Annotated in this window: 17 protein-coding genes; 10 read left to right on the top strand and 7 right to left on the bottom strand. The window is 41.3% G+C overall.

Going from position 1 to position 19,585, the window contains the following annotated elements:
• Positions 1–129: 129 nt before the first annotated feature.
• A complete protein-coding gene (locus tag ACORHV_RS09105) occupies positions 130–471 on the bottom strand; it encodes a metal-sulfur cluster assembly factor (protein ID WP_001206380.1) in 342 nt (113 codons plus the stop codon).
• Between the two features lie 167 nt (positions 472–638).
• Between ACORHV_RS09105 and hisS the strand changes: the two genes are divergently transcribed.
• The 5 genes from hisS to ACORHV_RS09080 all read left to right on the top strand — a co-directional run bounded on the left by hisS (position 639) and on the right by ACORHV_RS09080 (position 5,848).
• Positions 639–1,919 (top strand): histidine--tRNA ligase, encoded by a 1,281-nt coding sequence (hisS, locus tag ACORHV_RS09100; protein WP_247941222.1) that lies wholly within the window; start codon positions 639–641, stop codon positions 1,917–1,919.
• 219 nt (positions 1,920–2,138) lie between these two features.
• On the top strand, positions 2,139–2,780 hold the full coding sequence (locus ACORHV_RS09095) for a CPBP family intramembrane glutamic endopeptidase (RefSeq protein WP_000771207.1): 642 nt from the start codon (positions 2,139–2,141) through the stop codon (positions 2,778–2,780).
• Between the two features lie 17 nt (positions 2,781–2,797).
• Positions 2,798–3,040 carry a hypothetical protein gene (locus tag ACORHV_RS09090; protein ID WP_049490087.1) on the top strand — a complete coding sequence of 81 codons (243 nt, stop codon included), beginning with the start codon at positions 2,798–2,800 and terminating at the stop codon, positions 3,038–3,040.
• Between the two features lie 125 nt (positions 3,041–3,165).
• A complete protein-coding gene (aspS, locus tag ACORHV_RS09085) occupies positions 3,166–4,929 on the top strand; it encodes an aspartate--tRNA ligase (protein WP_434398199.1) in 1,764 nt (587 codons plus the stop codon).
• Positions 4,907–5,848, top strand: a complete 942-nt coding sequence (locus ACORHV_RS09080; RefSeq protein WP_000806271.1) for a YitT family protein — start codon at positions 4,907–4,909, stop codon at positions 5,846–5,848. Before aspS ends, ACORHV_RS09080 begins: the two co-directional genes overlap by 23 nt.
• A 33-nt stretch (positions 5,849–5,881) precedes the next feature.
• Here the strand turns inward: ACORHV_RS09080 and ACORHV_RS09075 are convergent, their stop codons facing one another.
• From ACORHV_RS09075 to ACORHV_RS09055, 5 genes are all read right to left on the bottom strand, one after another.
• The gene (locus tag ACORHV_RS09075; RefSeq protein WP_045618053.1) at positions 5,882–6,868 is read right to left on the bottom strand and encodes a LacI family DNA-binding transcriptional regulator; all 987 of its coding nucleotides are present in this window, start codon (positions 6,866–6,868) and stop codon (positions 5,882–5,884) included.
• Between the two features lie 9 nt (positions 6,869–6,877).
• Positions 6,878–7,678 (bottom strand): DUF1189 domain-containing protein, encoded by an 801-nt coding sequence (locus ACORHV_RS09070; protein ID WP_434398196.1) that lies wholly within the window; start codon positions 7,676–7,678, stop codon positions 6,878–6,880.
• A gap of 180 nt (positions 7,679–7,858) precedes the next feature.
• Positions 7,859–8,701 carry a sugar ABC transporter permease gene (locus ACORHV_RS09065; RefSeq protein ID WP_001065650.1) on the bottom strand — a complete coding sequence of 281 codons (843 nt, stop codon included), beginning with the start codon at positions 8,699–8,701 and terminating at the stop codon, positions 7,859–7,861.
• Position 8,702: 1 nt separating this feature from the next.
• Positions 8,703–9,995 carry a carbohydrate ABC transporter permease gene (locus ACORHV_RS09060; RefSeq protein ID WP_268702837.1) on the bottom strand — a complete coding sequence of 431 codons (1,293 nt, stop codon included), beginning with the start codon at positions 9,993–9,995 and terminating at the stop codon, positions 8,703–8,705.
• A gap of 126 nt (positions 9,996–10,121) precedes the next feature.
• Positions 10,122–11,393, bottom strand: coding sequence for an extracellular solute-binding protein (locus tag ACORHV_RS09055; protein WP_000095461.1), 1,272 nt, complete (start codon positions 11,391–11,393; stop codon positions 10,122–10,124).
• A 474-nt stretch (positions 11,394–11,867) separates the two neighbouring features.
• Here ACORHV_RS09055 and malQ point away from each other — a divergent pair, with 474 nt between their 5' ends.
• The 3 genes from malQ to ACORHV_RS09040 all read left to right on the top strand — a co-directional run bounded on the left by malQ (position 11,868) and on the right by ACORHV_RS09040 (position 16,108).
• Complete coding sequence (gene malQ, locus ACORHV_RS09050; protein WP_434398193.1) at positions 11,868–13,385, top strand: 4-alpha-glucanotransferase; 1,518 nt, start codon at positions 11,868–11,870, stop codon at positions 13,383–13,385.
• Between the two features lie 24 nt (positions 13,386–13,409).
• Positions 13,410–15,668, top strand: coding sequence for a glycogen/starch/alpha-glucan family phosphorylase (glgP, locus tag ACORHV_RS09045; RefSeq protein WP_254728334.1), 2,259 nt, complete (start codon positions 13,410–13,412; stop codon positions 15,666–15,668).
• Between the two features lie 233 nt (positions 15,669–15,901).
• On the top strand, positions 15,902–16,108 hold the full coding sequence (locus tag ACORHV_RS09040) for a hypothetical protein (protein WP_033587430.1): 207 nt from the start codon (positions 15,902–15,904) through the stop codon (positions 16,106–16,108).
• 109 nt (positions 16,109–16,217) lie between these two features.
• Here the strand turns inward: ACORHV_RS09040 and ACORHV_RS09035 are convergent, their stop codons facing one another.
• A complete protein-coding gene (locus ACORHV_RS09035) occupies positions 16,218–17,066 on the bottom strand; it encodes a putative RNA methyltransferase (RefSeq protein ID WP_001095532.1) in 849 nt (282 codons plus the stop codon).
• Positions 17,067–17,217: 151 nt separating this feature from the next.
• Between ACORHV_RS09035 and ACORHV_RS09030 the strand changes: the two genes are divergently transcribed.
• Together ACORHV_RS09030 and ACORHV_RS09025 are read left to right on the top strand one after the other, a co-directional pair.
• Positions 17,218–17,496: a DUF6110 family protein gene (locus ACORHV_RS09030; RefSeq protein WP_000910910.1), complete on the top strand. Its 279-nt coding sequence runs from the start codon at positions 17,218–17,220 to the stop codon at positions 17,494–17,496.
• Between the two features lies 1 nt (position 17,497).
• On the top strand, positions 17,498–19,558 hold the full coding sequence (locus tag ACORHV_RS09025; RefSeq protein ID WP_000008775.1) for a heavy metal translocating P-type ATPase: 2,061 nt from the start codon (positions 17,498–17,500) through the stop codon (positions 19,556–19,558).
• The last annotated feature ends 27 nt before the right edge of the window (positions 19,559–19,585 follow it).

Genomic DNA, 19,585 nt, shown 5'->3' with positions numbered 1-19,585 from the left:
ACGTCGCCTTGCCGTACTCAAGTACAGCCTGCGGCTAGTTTCCTAGTTTGCTCTTTGATTTTCATTGAGTATCAAAAAGCAAGCCATCTTCGGCTTGCTTCTTTTTATCTTCAAAAGTGATTTGCCTGCTTAACGAGGTGGCAGTCCAAGGGCAATACGTCCGTAGCGACTAATTCGTGTAATCTTCCAGGCAGGCGACCAGGTAACTTCAACCTTGACATCTTCGATACCCTCGATTTGTTTCAGACCTGCGACGATTTCGATAGGCAAACTTTCGGCGCAATCACAGGCAGTATCGGTGAAGGTCATGACAATCTTGCAGAGACCCGTTTCATCCAGATTGATTTCATAAATCAGTCCTAGATTGTAAACATCCAATTCCACATCTGTATCAAAAACCTTCTCTAGTTTTTCGATAATTTGGTCTTGCAAGGCCAAAGCACGGTCATTGATTTTGATATCCTCTCTCATTACAGTCCCTCCACGTGATAAATATCCTCTATTTTCTCATAATTCTGACAATTTGGCAAGTTTTTGATGAATTTTCTGAAAAGACTCTCTTGCGATTTTCTCCTCTCACTGTTTTAATCCCTCTATTTATGGTAAAATAAGACTATTAAGTTTAAAGAGGATTCCCTATGAAATTACAAAAACCAAAAGGAACGCAGGATATTTTACCTGCTGAGTCTGCCAAGTGGCAGTATGTTGAGGGCTTTGCCCGTGAAATTTTCAAGCGCTATAACTATGCGGAAGTGCGCACGCCTATTTTTGAGCATTACGAGGTCATCAGTCGCTCTGTCGGAGATACAACGGATATCGTAACCAAGGAAATGTATGATTTCTATGACAAGGGTGATCGTCATATCACCCTTCGTCCAGAAGGAACTGCGCCCGTTGTCCGCTCTTATGTGGAAAATAAACTCTTCGCCCCAGAAGTGCAAAAGCCAAGTAAGTTCTACTATATGGGCCCTATGTTCCGTTATGAGCGTCCACAAGCAGGTCGTTTACGCCAGTTCCACCAGATTGGTGTCGAGTGTTTTGGCTCTAGCAATCCAGCTACCGATGTGGAAACCATCGCTATGGCAGCTCATTTCTTGAAAGAAATCGGCATCCAAGGTGTCAAATTACACCTCAACACTCTCGGAAATCCTGAGAGCCGTGCGGCTTATCGTCAGGCCTTGATCGACTATTTGACACCGCTCAAGGAGACCTTGTCGAAGGATAGCCAACGTCGTTTGGAGGAAAATCCTCTCCGTGTCTTGGACTCTAAGGAAAAAGAAGACAAGGTGGCAGTAGAAAATGCGCCGTCTATCTTGGACTTCCTTGATGCAGAAAGCCAAGCTCATTTTGATGCCGTCCGTCAGATGTTGGAAAATCTGGGTGTAGACTATATCATCGATACCAATATGGTACGTGGTTTGGACTACTACAACCACACGATTTTCGAGTTTATCACTGAGATTGAGGGCAATGATTTGACAGTCTGTGCGGGTGGTCGTTACGATGGTTTGGTTGCTTACTTTGGTGGTCCTGAAACTGCTGGGTTTGGTTTTGGACTTGGTGTAGAGCGCCTGCTTCTCATCCTTGAAAAGCAAGGTGTGGCTCTCCCTATCGAAAACGCCCTAGATGTCTATATCGCAGTCTTGGGTGAAGGAGCAAATGTTAAGGCCTTGGAATTGGTACAAGTCCTTCGCCAACAAGGATTCAAAGCAGAACGTGACTACCTCAACCGTAAACTCAAAGCTCAGTTCAAGTCAGCCGATGTCTTTGCTGCTAAGACCCTCATCACTCTCGGAGAGAGCGAAGTCGAAAGCGGACAAGTGACAGTTAAGAACAACCAAACTCGAGAAGAAGTTCAAGTGTCACTTGAGACCATTAGCCAAAACTTTTCAGAAATATTTGAAAAATTAGGATTTTAATGACAGATAAGCTGGTCAGGAATACATCCTGACCCTCTTTTTCCTAGGATTAACATTGCTCTTGCTTGCTCCAAAATATCTTTATAAAACTATTACTACCGTTTCTATTTTTGCAAGAGGAATTCGCTTATTATCCCTTTTAGTTGCGACTGTATTCCACATTTTTATCAAGATGATGTAAATAACAATGCTAAGTCTTCATTTCAATAGGAGTCTTTTATGAAATTACTTAAAAATCTTGGCTGGTTTCTTCTAGCTATTCTATCCTTTTACTTTGGCTATGGTCTGGTTCAGAGTATGGCTTTATCGGCGCTTGACCTAGGGGCTTCAATCTTTGGAGTCTTGCCACTTTATGTCGCCCTGTCAGGGGCCTATGTTTATGGAGTTTACATATGGTATCAGACAGAAAAGGTTAGCATCCAGACAACAGCTTTTAATCGTTATATCTGGTTGCCTACTCTGGTTTTGCTAGTGGCGATTACAGCCCAGTTCTTTTTGCCAGAAGATCCGTCAGTCAATCAACAAATCGTATCACAACTGACAGTTGCTCAGCCTGTCTTTGGTTTCTTTATGGTAGTGGTCTTTGCTCCTCTGACGGAAGAACTCATCTTTAGAGGGATGCTGGCGCGCTATCTCTTTCCTAAGCAGAACAACGGAAAACAGACAGCTCTGTTTCTCCTCGTATCGAGTGTGCTTTTTGCCTTGATTCATTTTCCAGGAACTTTGCAACAGTTTTTAGTTTATGCTAGTCTGGGATTGAGTTTGGGACTGGCTTATGTGAGCCGAAAAGGTCTTCTTTATAGCATTTCTCTCCACGCTTTGAATAATTTAATCGGCTTTTTGATGATACTCATGCTATAATAGAGTCAGGAGGTCACATGAAACGAATAATTTTATTAGCAGTGATACAGGCGGTCGTTCTCTTCTTTATCATCGGGGCACTTGCCTATGCCTTTAAAGGCGACTTCTTTTACAACTATCTAGCAGTTGTCTTTGCGCCTATTGCAGGAGTCTTGCGTTTTGCTTCGGCTTATGCGACGGAGATTGTTCTACCTAAAAAGGCAGCTGAGATTGCTGAAAAGCGTAAAAAGGTTAAGAATTATAATCAGAGAATCCGATGACGTTTTCATCGGATTTTTTGTCTGTTCGTTTTGATTCTAAAGACAATCAAACTTTTCTGCTGATTTTCATGAAGAGCCTGCGCTTTTATGGTAAAATAGTAACAGAATAAAAGAGGAGAGAAAACATGAAACGTAGTATGTATGCTGGTCGTGTTCGTGAGGAACACATCGGACAAGAAATGACCTTGAAAGGATGGGTTGGTCGTCGTCGTGACCTAGGTGGTTTGATCTTTATCGACCTTCGTGACCGTGAAGGAATCATGCAGTTGGTTATCAACCCTGAAAAAGTCTCTGCAGAGGTCATGGCAACAGCTGAAAGCCTTCGTAGTGAGTTTGTCATCGAGGTGACTGGACAAGTCGCTGCGCGTGAGCAAGCTAATGATAAATTGCCGACTGGTGCAGTTGAGTTGAACGTGACAGCTTTGGCAGTGCTTAATACAGCCAAAACAACACCTTTTGAGATTAAAGATGGGATTGAGGCCAATGACGATACACGTTTGCGTTACCGTTACCTTGACCTTCGTCGTCCAGAAATGCTAGAAAACCTTAAGCTTCGTGCTAAGGTGACTCACTCTATCCGTAACTACTTGGATGAGTTGGAGTTTATCGATGTGGAGACGCCATTCCTTTCGAAGTCAACACCAGAAGGAGCGCGTGACTATTTGGTGCCATCTCGTGTCAATAAAGGGCATTTCTACGCTCTTCCTCAGAGCCCACAAATCACTAAACAGCTTTTGATGAATGCTGGGTTTGACCGTTACTACCAAATCGTTAAATGTTTCCGTGACGAGGATTTGCGTGGTGACCGTCAGCCTGAGTTTACTCAGGTCGACTTGGAAACGTCTTTCCTTACGGAGCAAGAGATCCAAGATATCACAGAAGGCTTGATTGCGCGCGTGATGAAAGAAACCAAAGGCATCGAAGTAACGCTTCCATTTCCTCGTATGAAGTATGATGACGCGATGGCTCTTTACGGTTCTGACAAACCTGATACTCGTTTTGATATGTTGCTTCAGGACTTGACAGAAGTGGTTAGAGGTGTTGATTTCAAAGTCTTTTCAGAAGCACCTGCCGTTAAAGCCATTGTAGTCAAAGGAGCTGCAGACAACTACTCACGTAAAGACATTGACAAGATGACTGAAGTAGCCAAACAATATGGTGCCAAAGGTCTTGCTTGGGTCAAAGTGGTTGATGGAGAATTAAATGGACCGGTTGCCAAGTTCTTGACTGGGATCCAAGCAGACTTGACTGCAGCGCTTAGTCTTGAAGATAAGGATTTGGTTCTCTTTGTGGCGGATACGCTTGAAGTGGCGAATGCAACACTAGGCGCCCTTCGTGGACGTATTGCCAAAGAGCTTGACTTGATTGATAACGATAAATTCAACTTCCTTTGGGTGATTGACTGGCCAATGTTTGAATGGTCTGAAGAAGAAGGTCGTTACATGAGTGCCCACCATCCGTTTACCCTTCCACAGGAAGAGACAGCTTACGAATTAGAAGGTGATTTGGCTAAGGTTCGTGCCATTGCCTACGATATCGTTTTGAACGGTTATGAGCTTGGAGGTGGTAGCCTCCGTATCAACCAAAAAGACCTTCAAGAACGCATGTTCAAGGCTCTTGGTTTCTCAGCCAAAGAAGCAAATGACCAGTTTGGTTTCCTTCTTGAGGCTATGGACTATGGTTTCCCACCTCATGGTGGTTTGGCGATCGGTCTTGACCGTTTTGTCATGTTGCTTGCAGGAGAAGAAAATATCCGTGAAGTCATTGCCTTTCCTAAGAACAATAAGGCAACCGACCCAATGACACAAGCTCCATCAACAGTCGCTCTCAAACAACTAGAGGAACTCAGCTTACAAGTAGAAGAAGATGAAACAAGCAAAACAAATTAAGCGGTGGCGCTATTATCTGCGCCGCTTTGCTTATCAGATAAAAATCTTACGAGTTTTACAAAGTATCTCTCGGGAAAAATATGATGAGAAAGTATCGGCCTCTCTGGTCTATGGATTTTTGTCAGCAGTAGCAGTCAATTTCTTTTTTCAACCAGGACACGTTTACTCCAGTGGTGCGACGGGTTTGGCACAGATTATCTCTGCTTTGAGTAATCACTGGTTTGGTTTTTATATTCCGATATCGCTGACCTTTTATGCCATCAATTTTCCGTTGATGATTTTGGCTTGGTATCAGATTGGGCATAAGTTTACAATCTTTACCTTTATCACAGTATCCATGAGTTCCCTCTTTATCCAGCTTGTGCCAGTTGTGACCTTGACAGAGGATCCCATCATCAATGCTCTTTTTGGGGGTGTTGTCATGGGCTTGGGGATTGGTTTTGCACTCCGTAACAATATTTCTAGCGGAGGTACAGATATCGTCAGTCTGACCATTCGAAAGAAAACGGGTAAGAATGTCGGCAGTATTTCTTTCTTGGTAAATGGAACCATCATGCTGATAGCAGGTCTGACCTTTGGTTGGAAATACGCCCTCTACTCTATGATCACCATTTTTGTATCGAGCCGTGTGACAGATGCGGTCTTTACAAAGCAAAAACGCATGCAGGCCATGATTGTGACCAATAATCCTGACAAGGTAATCGCAAAAATCCATAAAAAATTGCACCGAGGAGCAACCATGATCCACGATGCAGAAGGAACCTATAATCATGAGAGAAAAGCAGTCTTGATTACGGTTATCACGCGAGCAGAGTTTAATGATTTTAAACACATCATGAAACAGGTCGATCCGACAGCCTTTGTCTCTGTATCCGAAAATGTCCACATCCTAGGACGATTCGTAGAAACAGACAATTAATAATACTCAAAAGACCAGCCTTGAGGCTGGTCTTTATTTTTCGATAATTTTGTGCCCAATCAACTGGCGGTAACAAATCTGTTTATTGTTTTTGGCATCGTTAATAATCTGGAGAATGGTTTCAAAGGAAACGCGCCCGAGTTCTAAGCTATTGATATCCACATAGGCTGCCAAGTTCAGTTTAGGGTTGACCGAGTCAAAGCTGAGGACAGGGACATCCAGTTGGTGTTTTGCGATGTAATCACAGACCCCTGCAGCAAGAAGGCTATCAATAGTAATAATAGCATCAATATTTGGATCATGCTCGAAGAGAAGTTTACTAAAGCGATAACCATTATCTTCAAGAAATTCGGTCGCAAAGTAGGTCAGATTTGGATCAATAGGAAGTTGGTATCGTTTAAGAGCTAACTCATAACCCATTAGACGATCTTGTGTTACGAAAAGTTTTTTGGTTCCTCCGATAAAAGCAATTCGCTTGCATCCTTTTTTGATGAAATATTCTGTCGCATCAAAACCAGCCTGGACATTGTCATTATCAACAAGCGGAATGAAGGGAGATAGAGATTTACCTAAGATAAGGAAAGGAAATTGCTCATCTGCTACTAGCTTAACCAAAGGATCCTCTTCTTGGGCATAGAGGAAAATCAAACCATCTACACGCTTACCATAGACCATCTGGGAAATAGCTTTGAGCCGCTCTTTTGCATCTTTCCCCGTTGCAATCTGGATAGCATAGTGGTTCTCAGATGCCACTTGGGCGATCCCTCGTAGAACAGATGGGAAGAAAGGATTTTGGTAAAAGGCATCCGAGTCGTCAGGAAGCACCAGGCCGATAACTTGAGTATAGCTACTTACCAAGCTACGAGCATTGAGATTGGGGTGGTAGTTGAGCTCCTTCATCGCCTTGCGAACTCGTTTTTTGGTTTCATCACTAATCGTTGATTTGTTTTGAATAACGCGGGTAACAGTTGAAGGTGAGACACCTGCTGCCTTGGCCACGTCTTTAATCGTAACGGGCATAAAAATCTCCTATTTATGATAATCTGGATCACGGAAGTGTGTCTTGTAAAAAATGGTGACCAGATAAAGAACAAAAAGAATGTTTTGTACAGTGATAAGGGTCGCCATATTTTGGCCAAAAAGTCCCAAAATAAGCGTAATCAGAGTGGGTAATCCTAAACAGTTCAAGATAAAATGGTAGCACTCTTTAAAGCTCCTAAATGAAAAGAGGCGTGATTTTTTGGTGATATAAAGGAGGAGACTAGCTCCAAGAGAGACAATGAAGAAATTCAATCCAAAGAGGAAGCTTGCACCAAGAACGAGAAAGAGACTGATATAGACCCGATTTTGTTGGTACCAATCTTTAGAAATGGCTTGGGTTAGATCTTCCTTACTCTGGAAACTCTCCGTTTGAATCGCGTGGTAGCGAATGCGAGTTAGTTCCTTACTTTCCTTACTGATGACGAGTTCTTCCGTATCAAAATGAAGTTGCAAGTCCTTTGGCAATTCTTTGTTTTGGCTTGGGCCAATTAAAAGAGAAGGCTGCTGATTTTTAGTTCCAGCATAGCTCAGTTTTCCATCTATTATCTGCGCATTCTCCGACAAATCCATGATCGCTTCATCTGTCAGGGGTGTGTAGACATTATCGATAAACGTATCCAGTGGATACGTTTCCTGTGAGCTGTTTTGAATGGCAATTGGAACCATAGACAAGCTGATGAGGAAAATGCTAGTAAAGAGGAGTTGAAACCAGTTGAGTCCAAAACGTTTTGACAGGGGCTTACGAAATCCCCAAATACTTGAAAAATATGAAAATGGATATGGAAGCATAGGCATCTTTCTAAAAGTGTTTTCTATATGAGTATTATTATATAGAGAAATGTGCTTTATTTCAAGTCTAGGAAATCAATTATGTATTGAAAGAGGGCTTTCAATAAGATTTGTAGAAGGGTGTCCAATCTTGTAGCTTTAGCCACAAGCTCCAAAATGAAAAAGGGTGGCGGGGATAAATTATCCCTTGTCGCCACCACTTGTAAGTCCTGAAACAAAGTTCTTTTGTAAGAAGAAGAAGAGTGTACAGATTGGAAGTGCGATGAGGATGGCACCTGCTGAGAAGTAGGCAATCTTCAAGTTCTTCGCATTGTTGACGAAGGTTTGGAGACCAACGGCAACTGTAAAGTATTCTTTCTCACGAAGCAAGAAACTAGAGAGGATATAGTCTCCGAAAGGTCCCATGAAGGCCCAGAGGGCTTGTACCGCAACCATTGGGCGAACAAGAGGGAGGACGATTTGCCAGAAGCGGCGGAAGTGTCCTGCACCATCAAGTTTTGCTGATTCATCAAGAGACATTGGTACGGTATCAAAGTAACCTTTCATCAACCAAGCGTTCATAGGGATACCACCACCGACATAGAGGAAGATGAGGAACCAGCTATGGTTAAGGGCGTTCAACATAAGTGCCATAACGAAGAAGGCAGTCAAAGCAGCCATTGTTGGTACCATTTGGATGATCAAGAAGAAGACCAAACTTTGTTTACGAGCCAAGAAGTTGTATCGACTGTAGGCATAACCAGCAAGTACGATGATGCTTGTTTGGACAGCCATTGTAATCAAGGCAATGATCAAGGTATTGAGATACCAAGTGCCGTACAAGGTTTCAGTGAAGAGTCCTTTAAAGTTATCAAAACTAAAATCGACGTTACCATCTAGTTTAAAGGCTACCACGTTACCAGACTTGAAGGCTGACATAATGGTAATCAAAAGTGGATAAATAATGACGATTGATAAGCCAATCAAGTAGAGGTAAGTGAGGGTTTGAGTCAGTCTACGTTTGAGTTTGATTGAGTTATTCATCTTAGACGTCCTCCATATCAAATGCGTGTAGTTTCTTGAATGCAATCATAGAGATAGAGATGACAATAATGGAGATAATCAAGGTAACAGCTGCCGCCATAGAGTATTGTGGGGCTGTACCTGTTGTCAAACGGTAAATCCATGAGATCAAGATATCAGTTGAACCGGCTCCACCACCAACGCTACCAGGTCCTCCACCATTAAAGAGATACATGATAGAGAAGTTGTTAAAGTTGAAGGTGTATTGGCTGATCAATGTTGGAGCTGCAACAGCCAAGATCATTGGGAAAGTGATGTTGCGGAATTTTTGCCAAGCATTGGCACCATCGATGTAAGCCGCTTCGTAGAGGTCGTTAGGAATAGACTGCAAGATACCCAAGGTCAAAACGTAGATGTATGGGAAACCTAGCCAACCTTGCATCATAATCAAGGCAATCTTAGTCCAAGTCGGATCGGTTTTCCAAGGGATAAGAGCTCCATCTAGGAAAGGAAGAACCTTAGACAAAAGAGGCAAGACTTGGGTGTTGATGGCACCAACACTATCATTAAACATGTTTGAGAATGTCAAGATAGTGATGAAGGCTGGAACTGCCCAAGGAAGAAGGAAAATAACACCGAAGATACGTTTTCCTTTGATAAATGGTTGGTTGGCAATGATGGCAGTAAAGATACCAATGACAATCTGCAAAGTAGAAGCAGATAAAGCCCAGATAATGGTCCAAGAAAGAACGGAACCAAAGGCTGAACGGAAGGTACTCAAACTCCAGATGTTTGTGAAGTTCGTTAAACCAACCCAGTCCAACAATTTGTTTGGTGGCAAGTGTTGGAAGTCGTAGTTGGTAAAGGCAATCATCAAGGTTACGATAACTGGGAAGATAATCGCAAATGTCATAGCGACGTAAGATGGGATGATCAAGAGGTAAGGGAAACCATTCTCATAAATACCTTTGATCATATCTTTAAAAGTCCGTGGGACAGGAATTCCATTGTTAATACGTTTTGCGATTGTATGTGCATCTTTAATATTTGAGAAATAAAAGAGCACATAAACGACTACAAAGATTAAATGGAAGGCACCACGAATCAGCATAAAGAGGGAATTATCACGACCTGGCTTGTCACCAAGAGTGATCAAATTGTGCAATTCAGGGGCTGCAAGTGCTAGGAAATAAAGAACAAACACGATAGTTACACCAAGGAAGATAAAACCTTTGGCCTTTTGTTTATTGTAAATCTGTCCTAACCCAGGAATCACTGAAAGCAAGGCTGCTTTGCTAGGTTGTTGGTTTTCCATGAATACTCCTTTCATAGGATACGAGATTGAAGTTTGTCTCCAATCACTAGATAGGCAACTGCAATCATTCGTAAATTTATAAAATCAAAGGGGGATTTGTATTCTCCCCCCTTGTAACGAATTCAATTATTCACCAAATTTTTGTTTGATTGTTTCTTTGATCAATGTTACAGCATCGTTAGCAGCTGTCTTAGCATCTTTTTTACCACTTACAGCGTCAAAGAGCATTGTTTTAGCTGGATCCCAAACAGCTGACATTTGAGAAATGTTTGGCATTGGTTGAGCGTTCTTGAACTGTTTGATAACAGCTGTTGTCAACTCATCGTTTTTACCTTCAGCGTATGAACGAGCTTCAGTGTTAGCTGGGATTTCGTTAGTTGCATCGTAGAATGCTTTTTGTTGTTCAGTTGAAACAAGGAAGTCTACAAATTTTTGTGCAGCTTCAAGGTTCTTAGTGCTTGATGGGATGATCCAAGCTTTACCACCACCGAATGGTGTGTATTCTTTACCATTTGGAAGAGTTGGAATAGTAGCAACACCGTAGTTTACTTTAGCATCTTTGAATGCTTGAGCTTTCCAAGGTCCATCGATGATAGCAGCTGTTTTACCTTCTTGGAATTGAGTTTGGATCAAGTTTGCAGCACCTTCAGTATCTTGCATACCTTTAGGCCATTTTTCATACCAAGATTTAGCGTAGTTGACACCAGTGATAGAACCGTCGTTTGCAAGACCGATGTCTTTAGCGTCTTTACCGTTTTGTCCGAATACGTAACCACCGTTACCAGCAAGGAGTCCGTATGCGTAGTAGAAGTTTGTCCAGTCAGCTAGGAATGCAGTAGTTTTGCCATCTTCACCAGCGAAAGCGTATTTGCTGTCTTTAGCAAGTTCTTCTAATTCAGCAAAAGTTTTTGGAGCTTCTTTAAGCAAGTCTTTGTTGTAGTACATAACAAGTGACTCGATAACGGCAGGAGCACCGTAAACTTTACCGTCAGCAGCTGTTACAAGAGATTTAGTTTTATCATCTGTTTTAGCGCCGTCGCTCAAAGTAACTTCTGAAAGTTGTCCGTCAGTACCAAGGCTACCTACACGGTCGTATGGAGCCATCATAACGTCAGCAGCTTGACCTGATTGGTTGTCAAGTGAAAGTTTGTCAAGTCCACCAAGTTGGTCACCTGATTTGATGTTAACTTTTGTACCTGATTCTTTTTCATAAGCTGCAGCAACTTTTTCAGCGTAGGCTTTGTATTGGTCTTCAACGTAGAAAGTGATTTCTTTTGCTTCAGATGAGCTAGTATCAGCTGCTTTATCAGCAGTTTTGCTTCCGCAAGCTACCAAAAGTAAGCTAGCAAGAGTAGCAGTTCCGAGCACAGCAGCGCTCTTCATGAATTTAGATGACATAGTGTATTCCTCCTAAAGAATAACAAAAATAATTTAATGAGAAAACGCAAACGTTTTCTTTTACGAACTTAGTATAGCACAAATAGAAAACGGTTGCAAGTTTTTTTAGCAAAAATTTTAAAAAAATTTTAAGGTTTCAAACATTTATTAAAGCCTTTATATAGGAAAGAACTTAAAATGTTTGTTTTTCTTGAATGGAAAATATATTAGGAAAACGATTGCGTAAATTCGGCTCGGTTTTTCAGAAAATAGAGCAGATATTGGGAATGAATTATCTTAAATCAGAAAATCTTTAAAATTTTTTCGCTTATTTCATAAAATATCAGTGGCAACAAGTTTTGTTTGATTAAAATAATTCAAAAAAATTTTTTAAAAACGCTTGCATTTGTTTTTGAAATGCGTTATACTTAAATTAACGCAAACGTTTGCGCCTTAATTGCGCAACGTTTTATAACAAACACATGAGGTGCTATTATGAAAAAACGTCAAAGTGGTGTGTTGATGCACATCTCTTCTCTGCCAGGAGCATACGGGATTGGATCATTTGGCCAGACTGCCTATGATTTCGTTGATTTCTTGGTTCGTACGAAGCAACGTTACTGGCAAATCCTCCCTCTTGGGACAACAAGCTATGGAGATTCTCCATACCAATCATTCTCAGCCTTTGCTGGAAATACGCATTTTATCGACCTTGATATCTTGGTAGAGCAAGGCTTGCTCGAAGCCAGTGATCTTAAAGGTGTTGACTTTGGTAGCGATGCATCTGAAGTTGACTATGCGAAGATTTATTACGCACGTCGTCCACTTTTAGAAAAAGCAGTTAAACGCTTCTTGGAAGTGGGTGATGTCAAAGATTTTGAGAAGTTTGCTAAAGACAACCAATCTTGGCTCGAACTCTTCGCAGAGTATATGGCTATCAAAGAGCATTTTGACAATCTTGCTTGGACAGAGTGGCCAGATGCAGAAGCTCGTGCGCGTAAAGCTTCAGCACTTGAAAGCTACCGTGAGAAATTGGCAGACAAGTTGGTTTACCACCGTGTGACTCAATACTTCTTCTTCCAACAATGGTTGAAATTGAAAGCCTACGCTAACGACAACCACATCGAAATCGTTGGGGACATGCCTATCTACGTAGCGGAAGATTCAAGCGATATGTGGGCAAATCCACATCTCTTTAAGACAGATGCCACTGGTAAAGCAACTTGCATCGCAGGATGTCCACCAGATGAGTTTTCTGCTACTGGTCAGCTTTGGGGGAACCCAATCTATGACTGGGAAGCAATGGACAAAGACGGGTACAAATGGTGGATTGAACGCTTGCGCGAAAGCTTCAAAATCTACGATATCGTTCGTATCGACCACTTCCGCGGTTTCGAATCTTACTGGGAAATTCCTGCTGGTTCCGATACAGCAGCACCTGGTAAATGGGTGAAAGGTCCTGGCTACAAACTCTTTGCAGCCGTTAAGGAAGAGCTTGGTGAGCTAAACATCATCGCAGAAGACCTTGGTTTCATGACAGATGAAGTCATCGAGTTGCGTGAACGCACTGGCTTCCCAGGAATGAAGATTCTTCAATTTGCCTTCAACCCAGAAGACGAAAGTATCGATAGCCCACACTTGGCACCTGCCAACTCTGTTATGTACACAGGAACACACGATAATAACACTGTTCTTGGTTGGTACCGTAATGAAATCGACGATCCAACTCGTGAATACATGGCTCGTTACACGAACCGTAAAGAGTACGAAACAGTGCCACACGCAATGCTTCGCACAGTCTTTTCATCTGTTAGCTTCATGGCTATTGCAACTATGCAAGACTTGCTAGAACTAGATGAGTCAGCTCGTATGAACTTCCCATCTACTCTTGGTGGAAACTGGTCATGGCGTATGACAGCAGACCAACTCACACCAGCTGTTGAAGAAACTTTGCTTGACTTGACTACAATTTATCGCCGAATCAATGAAAATTTGGTAGAATTAAAGAAATAAGACAATATCAGGAGACACATAAACATGTTACCATTAAACGAATTTGTACAAAAACGTTACAATAAAACTATTGCAGAATGTAGCAATGAAGAGCTTTACCTTGCTCTTCTCAACTACAGCAAGCTTGCTAGCAGCCAAAAACCAGTCAACACTGGTAAGAAAAAAGTTTACTACATCTCAGCTGAGTTCTTGATCGGTAAACTCTTGTCAAACAACTTAATTAACCTCGGACTTTACGACGATGTGAAAAAAGAACTTGCAGCTGCAGGTAAAGAGTTGATCGAAATCGAAGAAGTAGAATTGGAACCATCACTTGGTAACGGTGGTTTGGGACGTTTGGCAGCCTGCTTTATCGACTCAATCGCTACACTTGGTTTGAATGGTGATGGTGTTGGTTTGAACTACCACTTCGGTCTTTTCCAACAAGTTCTTAAAAACAACCAACAAGAAACAATTCCTAACGCTTGGTTGACAGAACAAAACTGGTTGGTACGCTCAAGCCGTAGCTACCAAGTGCCATTTGCACACTTCACATTGACATCTACCCTTTATGATATTGATGTACCTGGTTACAAGACAGCTACTAAAAACCGCTTGCGTTTGTTTGACTTGGATTCAGTTGATTCTTCTATCATCGAAGATGGTATCAACTTTGACAAGACAGATATCGCTCGCAACTTGACTCTCTTCCTTTACCCAGACGATAGCGACAAGCAAGGTGAATTGCTCCGTATCTTCCAACAATACTTCATGGTTTCAAACGGTGCGCAATTGATCATCGACGAAGCAATCGAAAAAGGAAGCAACTTGCATGACCTTGCAGACTACGCTGTTGTACAAATCAACGATACTCACCCATCAATGGTGATTCCTGAATTGATCCGTCTCTTGACTGCGCGAGGTATCGAGCTTGATGAAGCAATCTCAATCGTACGAAGCATGACTGCCTACACTAACCACACAATCCTTGCTGAAGCCCTTGAAAAATGGCCTCTTGAATTCTTGGAAGAAGTGGTTCCTCACTTGGTACCAATCATCAAAGAATTGGACCGTCGTGTGAAAGCAGAATACAAAGACCCAGCTGTTCAAATCATTGATGAAAACGACCGTGTACACATGGCTCACATGGATATCCACTATGGATACAGCGTAAACGGGGTGGCAGCACTCCACACTGAGATCTTGAAGAATTCAGAGTTGAAAGCTTTCTACGACATCTACCCAGAAAAATTCAACAACAAAACAAACGGTATCACATTCCGTCGTTGGCTCATGCATGCCAACCCAAGACTATCTCACTACTTGGATGAGATTATTGGAGAGGGATGGCACCATGAAGCAGATGAGCTTGAAAAACTCTTGTCTTACGAAGACAAAGCAGCTGTCAAAGAAAAATTGGAAAGCATCAAGGCTCACAACAAACGTAAATTGGCTCGTCACTTGAAAGATCACCAAGGTGTGGAAATCAATACAAACTCTATCTTTGATATCCAAATCAAACGTCTTCACGAGTACAAACGCCAACAAATGAACGCTTTGTATGTCATCCACAAATACCTTGATATCAAGGCTGGTAACATCCCTGCTCGTCCAATCACAGTCTTCTTTGGTGGTAAAGCAGCTCCTGCCTACACAATCGCCCAAGACATCATTCACTTGATCCTTTGCTTGTCAGAAGTGATTGCAAATGATCCAGAAGTAGCTCCACACTTGCAAGTGGTTATGGTTGAAAACTACAACGTTACTGCAGCAAGCTTCCTTATCCCAGCATGTGATATCTCAGAACAAATCTCACTTGCTTCTAAAGAAGCTTCAGGTACTGGTAACATGAAATTCATGTTGAACGGTGCTTTGACTCTTGGTACTATGGACGGTGCTAACGTGGAAATCGCTGAGTTGGTTGGCGACGAAAACATCTATATCTTTGGTGAAGATTCAGAAACTGTTATCGACCTTTACGCAAAAGCAGCTTACAAATCAAGCGAATTCTATGCTCGTGAAGCTATCAAACCTTTGGTTGACTTCATTGTGAGCGATGCTGTTCTTGCAGTAGGTAAGAAAGAACGCTTGGAACGTCTTTACAACGAATTGATCAACAAAGACTGGTTCATGACTCTCCTTGACTTGGAAGACTACATTAAAGTCAAAGAGCAAATGCTTGCTGACTACGAAGACCGCGACGCATGGTTGGATAAAGTCATCGTTAACATTGCCAAAGCAGGATTCTTCTCATCTGACCGTACAATCGCTCAGTACAACGAAGATATCTGGCACTTGAACTAAGATACAAATTTATACTAATACATTTTGTAAAAAAGCGAGTTTCGATTGAAATTCGCTTTTTTTGAATAATGTTGATTTGAATCAATCTGGTCTAAAAAGAGAGAAATCATAGACGTATTGAAGGTTTAACACTCTCTTTCAACCTCATGCTTCTTCTTAGTTGATTACCTCACATTTCTTGTATCCGCTTACACGAAGTGTTATAATATGATTGCAGGAAAGAAGGTGTTCTTATGTGGAAAAAATATTTTTCAAAATATAAATGGACTGATTTATTTTGGATACTATTTGTGATTTGGTCATGCCTTTATATGGGTAATAGTAGTTCCTTTCCACTGACTCATCAAGAAATCTCTTTTCATGGATGTTGTTATGGGGCATCACTTGCCTCATTTCACTTGCTATTTATTGATAAATTTGTTATTTCGAATCGAAAATAAATGGAGAGGTTAAAATTTTTTCCACTTTTCGGATAGACAGTTGAAAAATCGCGATTTATACCCACACCTCAAGAGGAGGTGCGGGTTTTGTCTTATCTGAAAGTTTTATTTACAGTGCTTTCCCAACCAAAATCTCTGCCTCAATGGTAATCTCTGTCAGTTGACTCCAGTCAATTTTGGTCTGGTCAACATGAAAGAGAAGGGGGGTCATGCTAAGTAAAGCTTGGCGTTGCTCGGCTGTGATGGGTTTGGTTAGGGAAGCTATTTGGCTAGATTGGATGCTGAAGTATTCCTGGAAATGTTCCTTGATATCTTGGTTGGAATAGTCCTTGTTTGTCAGCTGGTCTTGTACCCTTTGACGGATTTCTTTGAGGTGATTTTCAGTCGGGATGACCTTGATCAAGATGCCATCTTTGGATAAAACGCGACGGAATTCCCCATAGTTGGCAGGTGAAAAGATGTCGAGCAGGATATCCATACTGGCGTCTTTTATAGGAAGTCGAGCCAGGTCACCGACAAACCAATTAACTGACCAGTTGAGTTCACTTTTAGCTGCGATTTGGACCGAGTCTTTTGAAATGTCAAAGGCATAGAAGGTTTTATCAGAGTGACTTTCTTGGAGTTTACGAGAGTAGAAACCTTCGCCACAACCGATATCCAAGACTGTTTTTGCGGATGGATTAGTTGTTAGTAAGTCCGAGATACCTTCTAAAATAGCCTGATAAAAACCAGCTTCAAGAATTTGCTGGCGGTTTTGGAAGTTTTCCTTGTCGTAGTTGGCAGATTGCTTGATTTGCGGAGCCAAGTTGACATAGCCGAATTTTGCCAGATCAAAAGAATGGCGGTTGCTACACTTGAGGCTAGACTCTACCAAGGCCAGATTTTCTTGGCAGATAGGGCAGGAAAAGGCAGTCGCAGAAGCAAAACGCTGAAGTTTGGGTTTGAGGTTTGTATTCATAGTTTAAGTGTATCAAAAGAGGCAAATGAAAGCAACTTTAGAAATAAGTAGATGGGAGATTCAGTAGAAATAAAACTAATTCTCCAATTTATAGAATAAAATTGCTTTTATATCTAAATTTCTATATAATAATGATAAGGAGGAAATAAGTATGTTAAAAGAAGTATTAACCGTTGCAAAAGTTGCGAAAAAATCATCACTCTTTTTGGGTGGTGTCGCATTTGGTACCCTTGGTTTGAAAATCTTGGCAAGTAAGGAAGCTAAAAAAGGTTATTCTAAAGCTTTGGCTAAGGCTTACAAGTTGAAAGACGGGCTAGATGCATCTGTTTCTGTTGTGAAACAACATGGAGACGATGTCTTGCAAGATGCCAAATATTTGTACGAGCAAGAGAAAAAAGAAGAGCAATTAGATAGCCTTATAGGAGAATAATATGTCTTTTAAAGTGCTACATAGAGGATACCAACATATCCGACTATCATCTTCTTTTTCACTCACCTTGGATATTCAAGACTATCTTCGTTCCTTGGCGAGAGATGAAAAGGGGATTGAGTCTATCCAGTTTTACATGGATCAACAGCACTTTACTCTACGCATAAAAGAAGGCTTTTCTGTATTAGATAATGCAGAAGCCTTTTTAAAAAGAATTGATAAAGGGAAAGTTTCTGAGTTGATGACTCTTCCCATTCGTAGAGAAGAGAGTGCTTATTCTATTGTTTCAGGTGCAGCGATTAAGCGTGTACTTTTTCGTAGTTTTGTGCCGTATCCTATTCGCTATATATGGACTTGTTATCAGGCTTTGGGTTATATTAGAGAAGCCTATCAAACACTAGCGCGTAAGGAACTAACGATGGAAGTCTTGGACTGTTCGGCGATTTTATTGTCCTTGTTTATGAACCAATCCAAGACAGCTAGCAATATCATGTTTATGCTTGATTTGGGGAATCATTTAGATCAGTGGTCTTTGAAAAAAACTGCAACAGATTTAGAACAAAGCCTTCTTGCAAAAGAGAGCGACGTATTCTTAGTACAGGGCGATACGGTTGTTAGTATCAAGAGTTCCGATGTTCAAATAGGAGATGTCTTGGTTCTATCTCAAGGAAATGAAATTCTGTTTGATGGACAAGTAGTTTCAGGTTTAGGTATGGTCAACGAAAGTTCCTTGACGGGAGAGAGTTTTCCAGTTGAAAAAAGAGAGTCTGATTTGGTTTGTGCAAATACAGTATTAGAAACTGGAGAGTTACGCATTCGTGTAACCGATAATCAGATGAACAGCCGGATTTTACAACTGATTGAGTTAATGAAGAAATCTGAAGAAAACAAGAAAACGAAACAACGCTATTTCATCAAGATGGCGGATAAGGTCGTCAAATATAATTTCTTGGGGGCTGGGCTAACTTACCTATTAACAGGTTCTTTTTCTAAGGCTATTTCTTTCCTATTAGTCGATTTCTCCTGCGCTTTGAAAATCTCTACTCCTGTAGCTTATTTGACAGCTATCAAGGAGGGGTTGAACCGTGAAATGGTGATTAAGGATGGGGATGTTCTGGAGAAATATCTGGAAGTTGATACTTTCTTGTTTGATAAGACGGGAACAATCACAACTAGTTATCCTATAGTTGAAAAGGTGTTACCTTTTGGGGACTATAGTGAGGAAGATATTCTCAGAATCAGTGCCTGTCTTGAGGAACACATTTATCATCCTATTGCTAATGCCATCGTCAAGCAAGCTGAGATAGAGGGAATTGAACATGAGGAAATGCATGGGAAACTCCAATATATTGCAAGCAAGGGGATCAAATCTCATATAGATGGCCAACCAGTTCTTATTGGGAATTATGTCTTGATGCAGGATGAGCAGATTCATATCAGTTCAGAACAAAATGCTTTAATTGAAGAGTACAAGAGTCACTACAATCTCTTATTCTTGGCTTATCAGAATGAATTGATTGGAATGTTCTGCATTCATACTCCTTTGAGAAAAGAAGCAAAAGCAGCCTTGGAGAAACTTAAGGCACAAGGGAAAAAATTGATTCTGGCAACAGGGGACACCTTGGTTAGGACAGAGGAATTAGTCAAAGATTTGCCCTTTGATCAGGTCTATACAGACTTGAAACCTGATGGGAAATTTGAGTTAGTAGAGGAACTGCAGAAAGCAGGTCACACGATTTTGATGGTTGGAGATGGATTGAATGACTCAGCGGCTCTAACCCTATCAGATATCGGTGTGGTGATGAATGAGAGTGCAGATATTTCTAAGCAGATGAGCGATATCTTATTGTTAGATAATCGTTTGGATTTCTTCCAAGAGTTGGATTGGCTATCATCATCTTTGCAAACACTCATCAAGAAGAATATTCAAGATACCGTTGTCGTAAATAGTAGTTTGATTGGCTTTGGCTTGTTTAATTGGCTCAGTCCTTCAAACCTCTCTATCCTACATAATCTAACAACCTTACGCATAGTCCTGCGTAGCCTGTCTATTAAGGGATAGGTGGGGACTATTCACAGCAAAAAGGAG

Source organism: Streptococcus sp. KHUD_016, assembly GCF_051106465.1.
Lineage (GTDB): Bacteria > Bacillota > Bacilli > Lactobacillales > Streptococcaceae > Streptococcus.
This window is presented reverse-complemented; position numbering and strand designations above follow the sequence as displayed.

Coding starts and splice junctions, on each gene's coding strand:
- ACORHV_RS09105 (WP_001206380.1), bottom strand. CDS start 471: ATGAGAGAGGATATCAAAATCAATGACCGTGCTTTGGCCTTGCAAGAC.
- ACORHV_RS09025 (WP_000008775.1), top strand. CDS start 17,498: ATGTCTTTTAAAGTGCTACATAGAGGATACCAACATATCCGACTATCA.
- glgP (WP_254728334.1), top strand. CDS start 13,410: ATGTTACCATTAAACGAATTTGTACAAAAACGTTACAATAAAACTATT.
- ACORHV_RS09060 (WP_268702837.1), bottom strand. CDS start 9,995: ATGGAAAACCAACAACCTAGCAAAGCAGCCTTGCTTTCAGTGATTCCT.
- ACORHV_RS09030 (WP_000910910.1), top strand. CDS start 17,218: ATGTTAAAAGAAGTATTAACCGTTGCAAAAGTTGCGAAAAAATCATCA.
- ACORHV_RS09070 (WP_434398196.1), bottom strand. CDS start 7,678: ATGCTTCCATATCCATTTTCATATTTTTCAAGTATTTGGGGATTTCGT.
- ACORHV_RS09075 (WP_045618053.1), bottom strand. CDS start 6,868: ATGCCCGTTACGATTAAAGACGTGGCCAAGGCAGCAGGTGTCTCACCT.
- ACORHV_RS09080 (WP_000806271.1), top strand. CDS start 4,907: ATGAAACAAGCAAAACAAATTAAGCGGTGGCGCTATTATCTGCGCCGC.
- ACORHV_RS09065 (WP_001065650.1), bottom strand. CDS start 8,701: ATGAATAACTCAATCAAACTCAAACGTAGACTGACTCAAACCCTCACT.
- hisS (WP_247941222.1), top strand. CDS start 639: ATGAAATTACAAAAACCAAAAGGAACGCAGGATATTTTACCTGCTGAG.
- ACORHV_RS09090 (WP_049490087.1), top strand. CDS start 2,798: ATGAAACGAATAATTTTATTAGCAGTGATACAGGCGGTCGTTCTCTTC.
- malQ (WP_434398193.1), top strand. CDS start 11,868: ATGAAAAAACGTCAAAGTGGTGTGTTGATGCACATCTCTTCTCTGCCA.
- ACORHV_RS09040 (WP_033587430.1), top strand. CDS start 15,902: ATGTGGAAAAAATATTTTTCAAAATATAAATGGACTGATTTATTTTGG.
- ACORHV_RS09035 (WP_001095532.1), bottom strand. CDS start 17,066: ATGAATACAAACCTCAAACCCAAACTTCAGCGTTTTGCTTCTGCGACT.
- aspS (WP_434398199.1), top strand. CDS start 3,166: ATGAAACGTAGTATGTATGCTGGTCGTGTTCGTGAGGAACACATCGGA.
- ACORHV_RS09055 (WP_000095461.1), bottom strand. CDS start 11,393: ATGTCATCTAAATTCATGAAGAGCGCTGCTGTGCTCGGAACTGCTACT.
- ACORHV_RS09095 (WP_000771207.1), top strand. CDS start 2,139: ATGAAATTACTTAAAAATCTTGGCTGGTTTCTTCTAGCTATTCTATCC.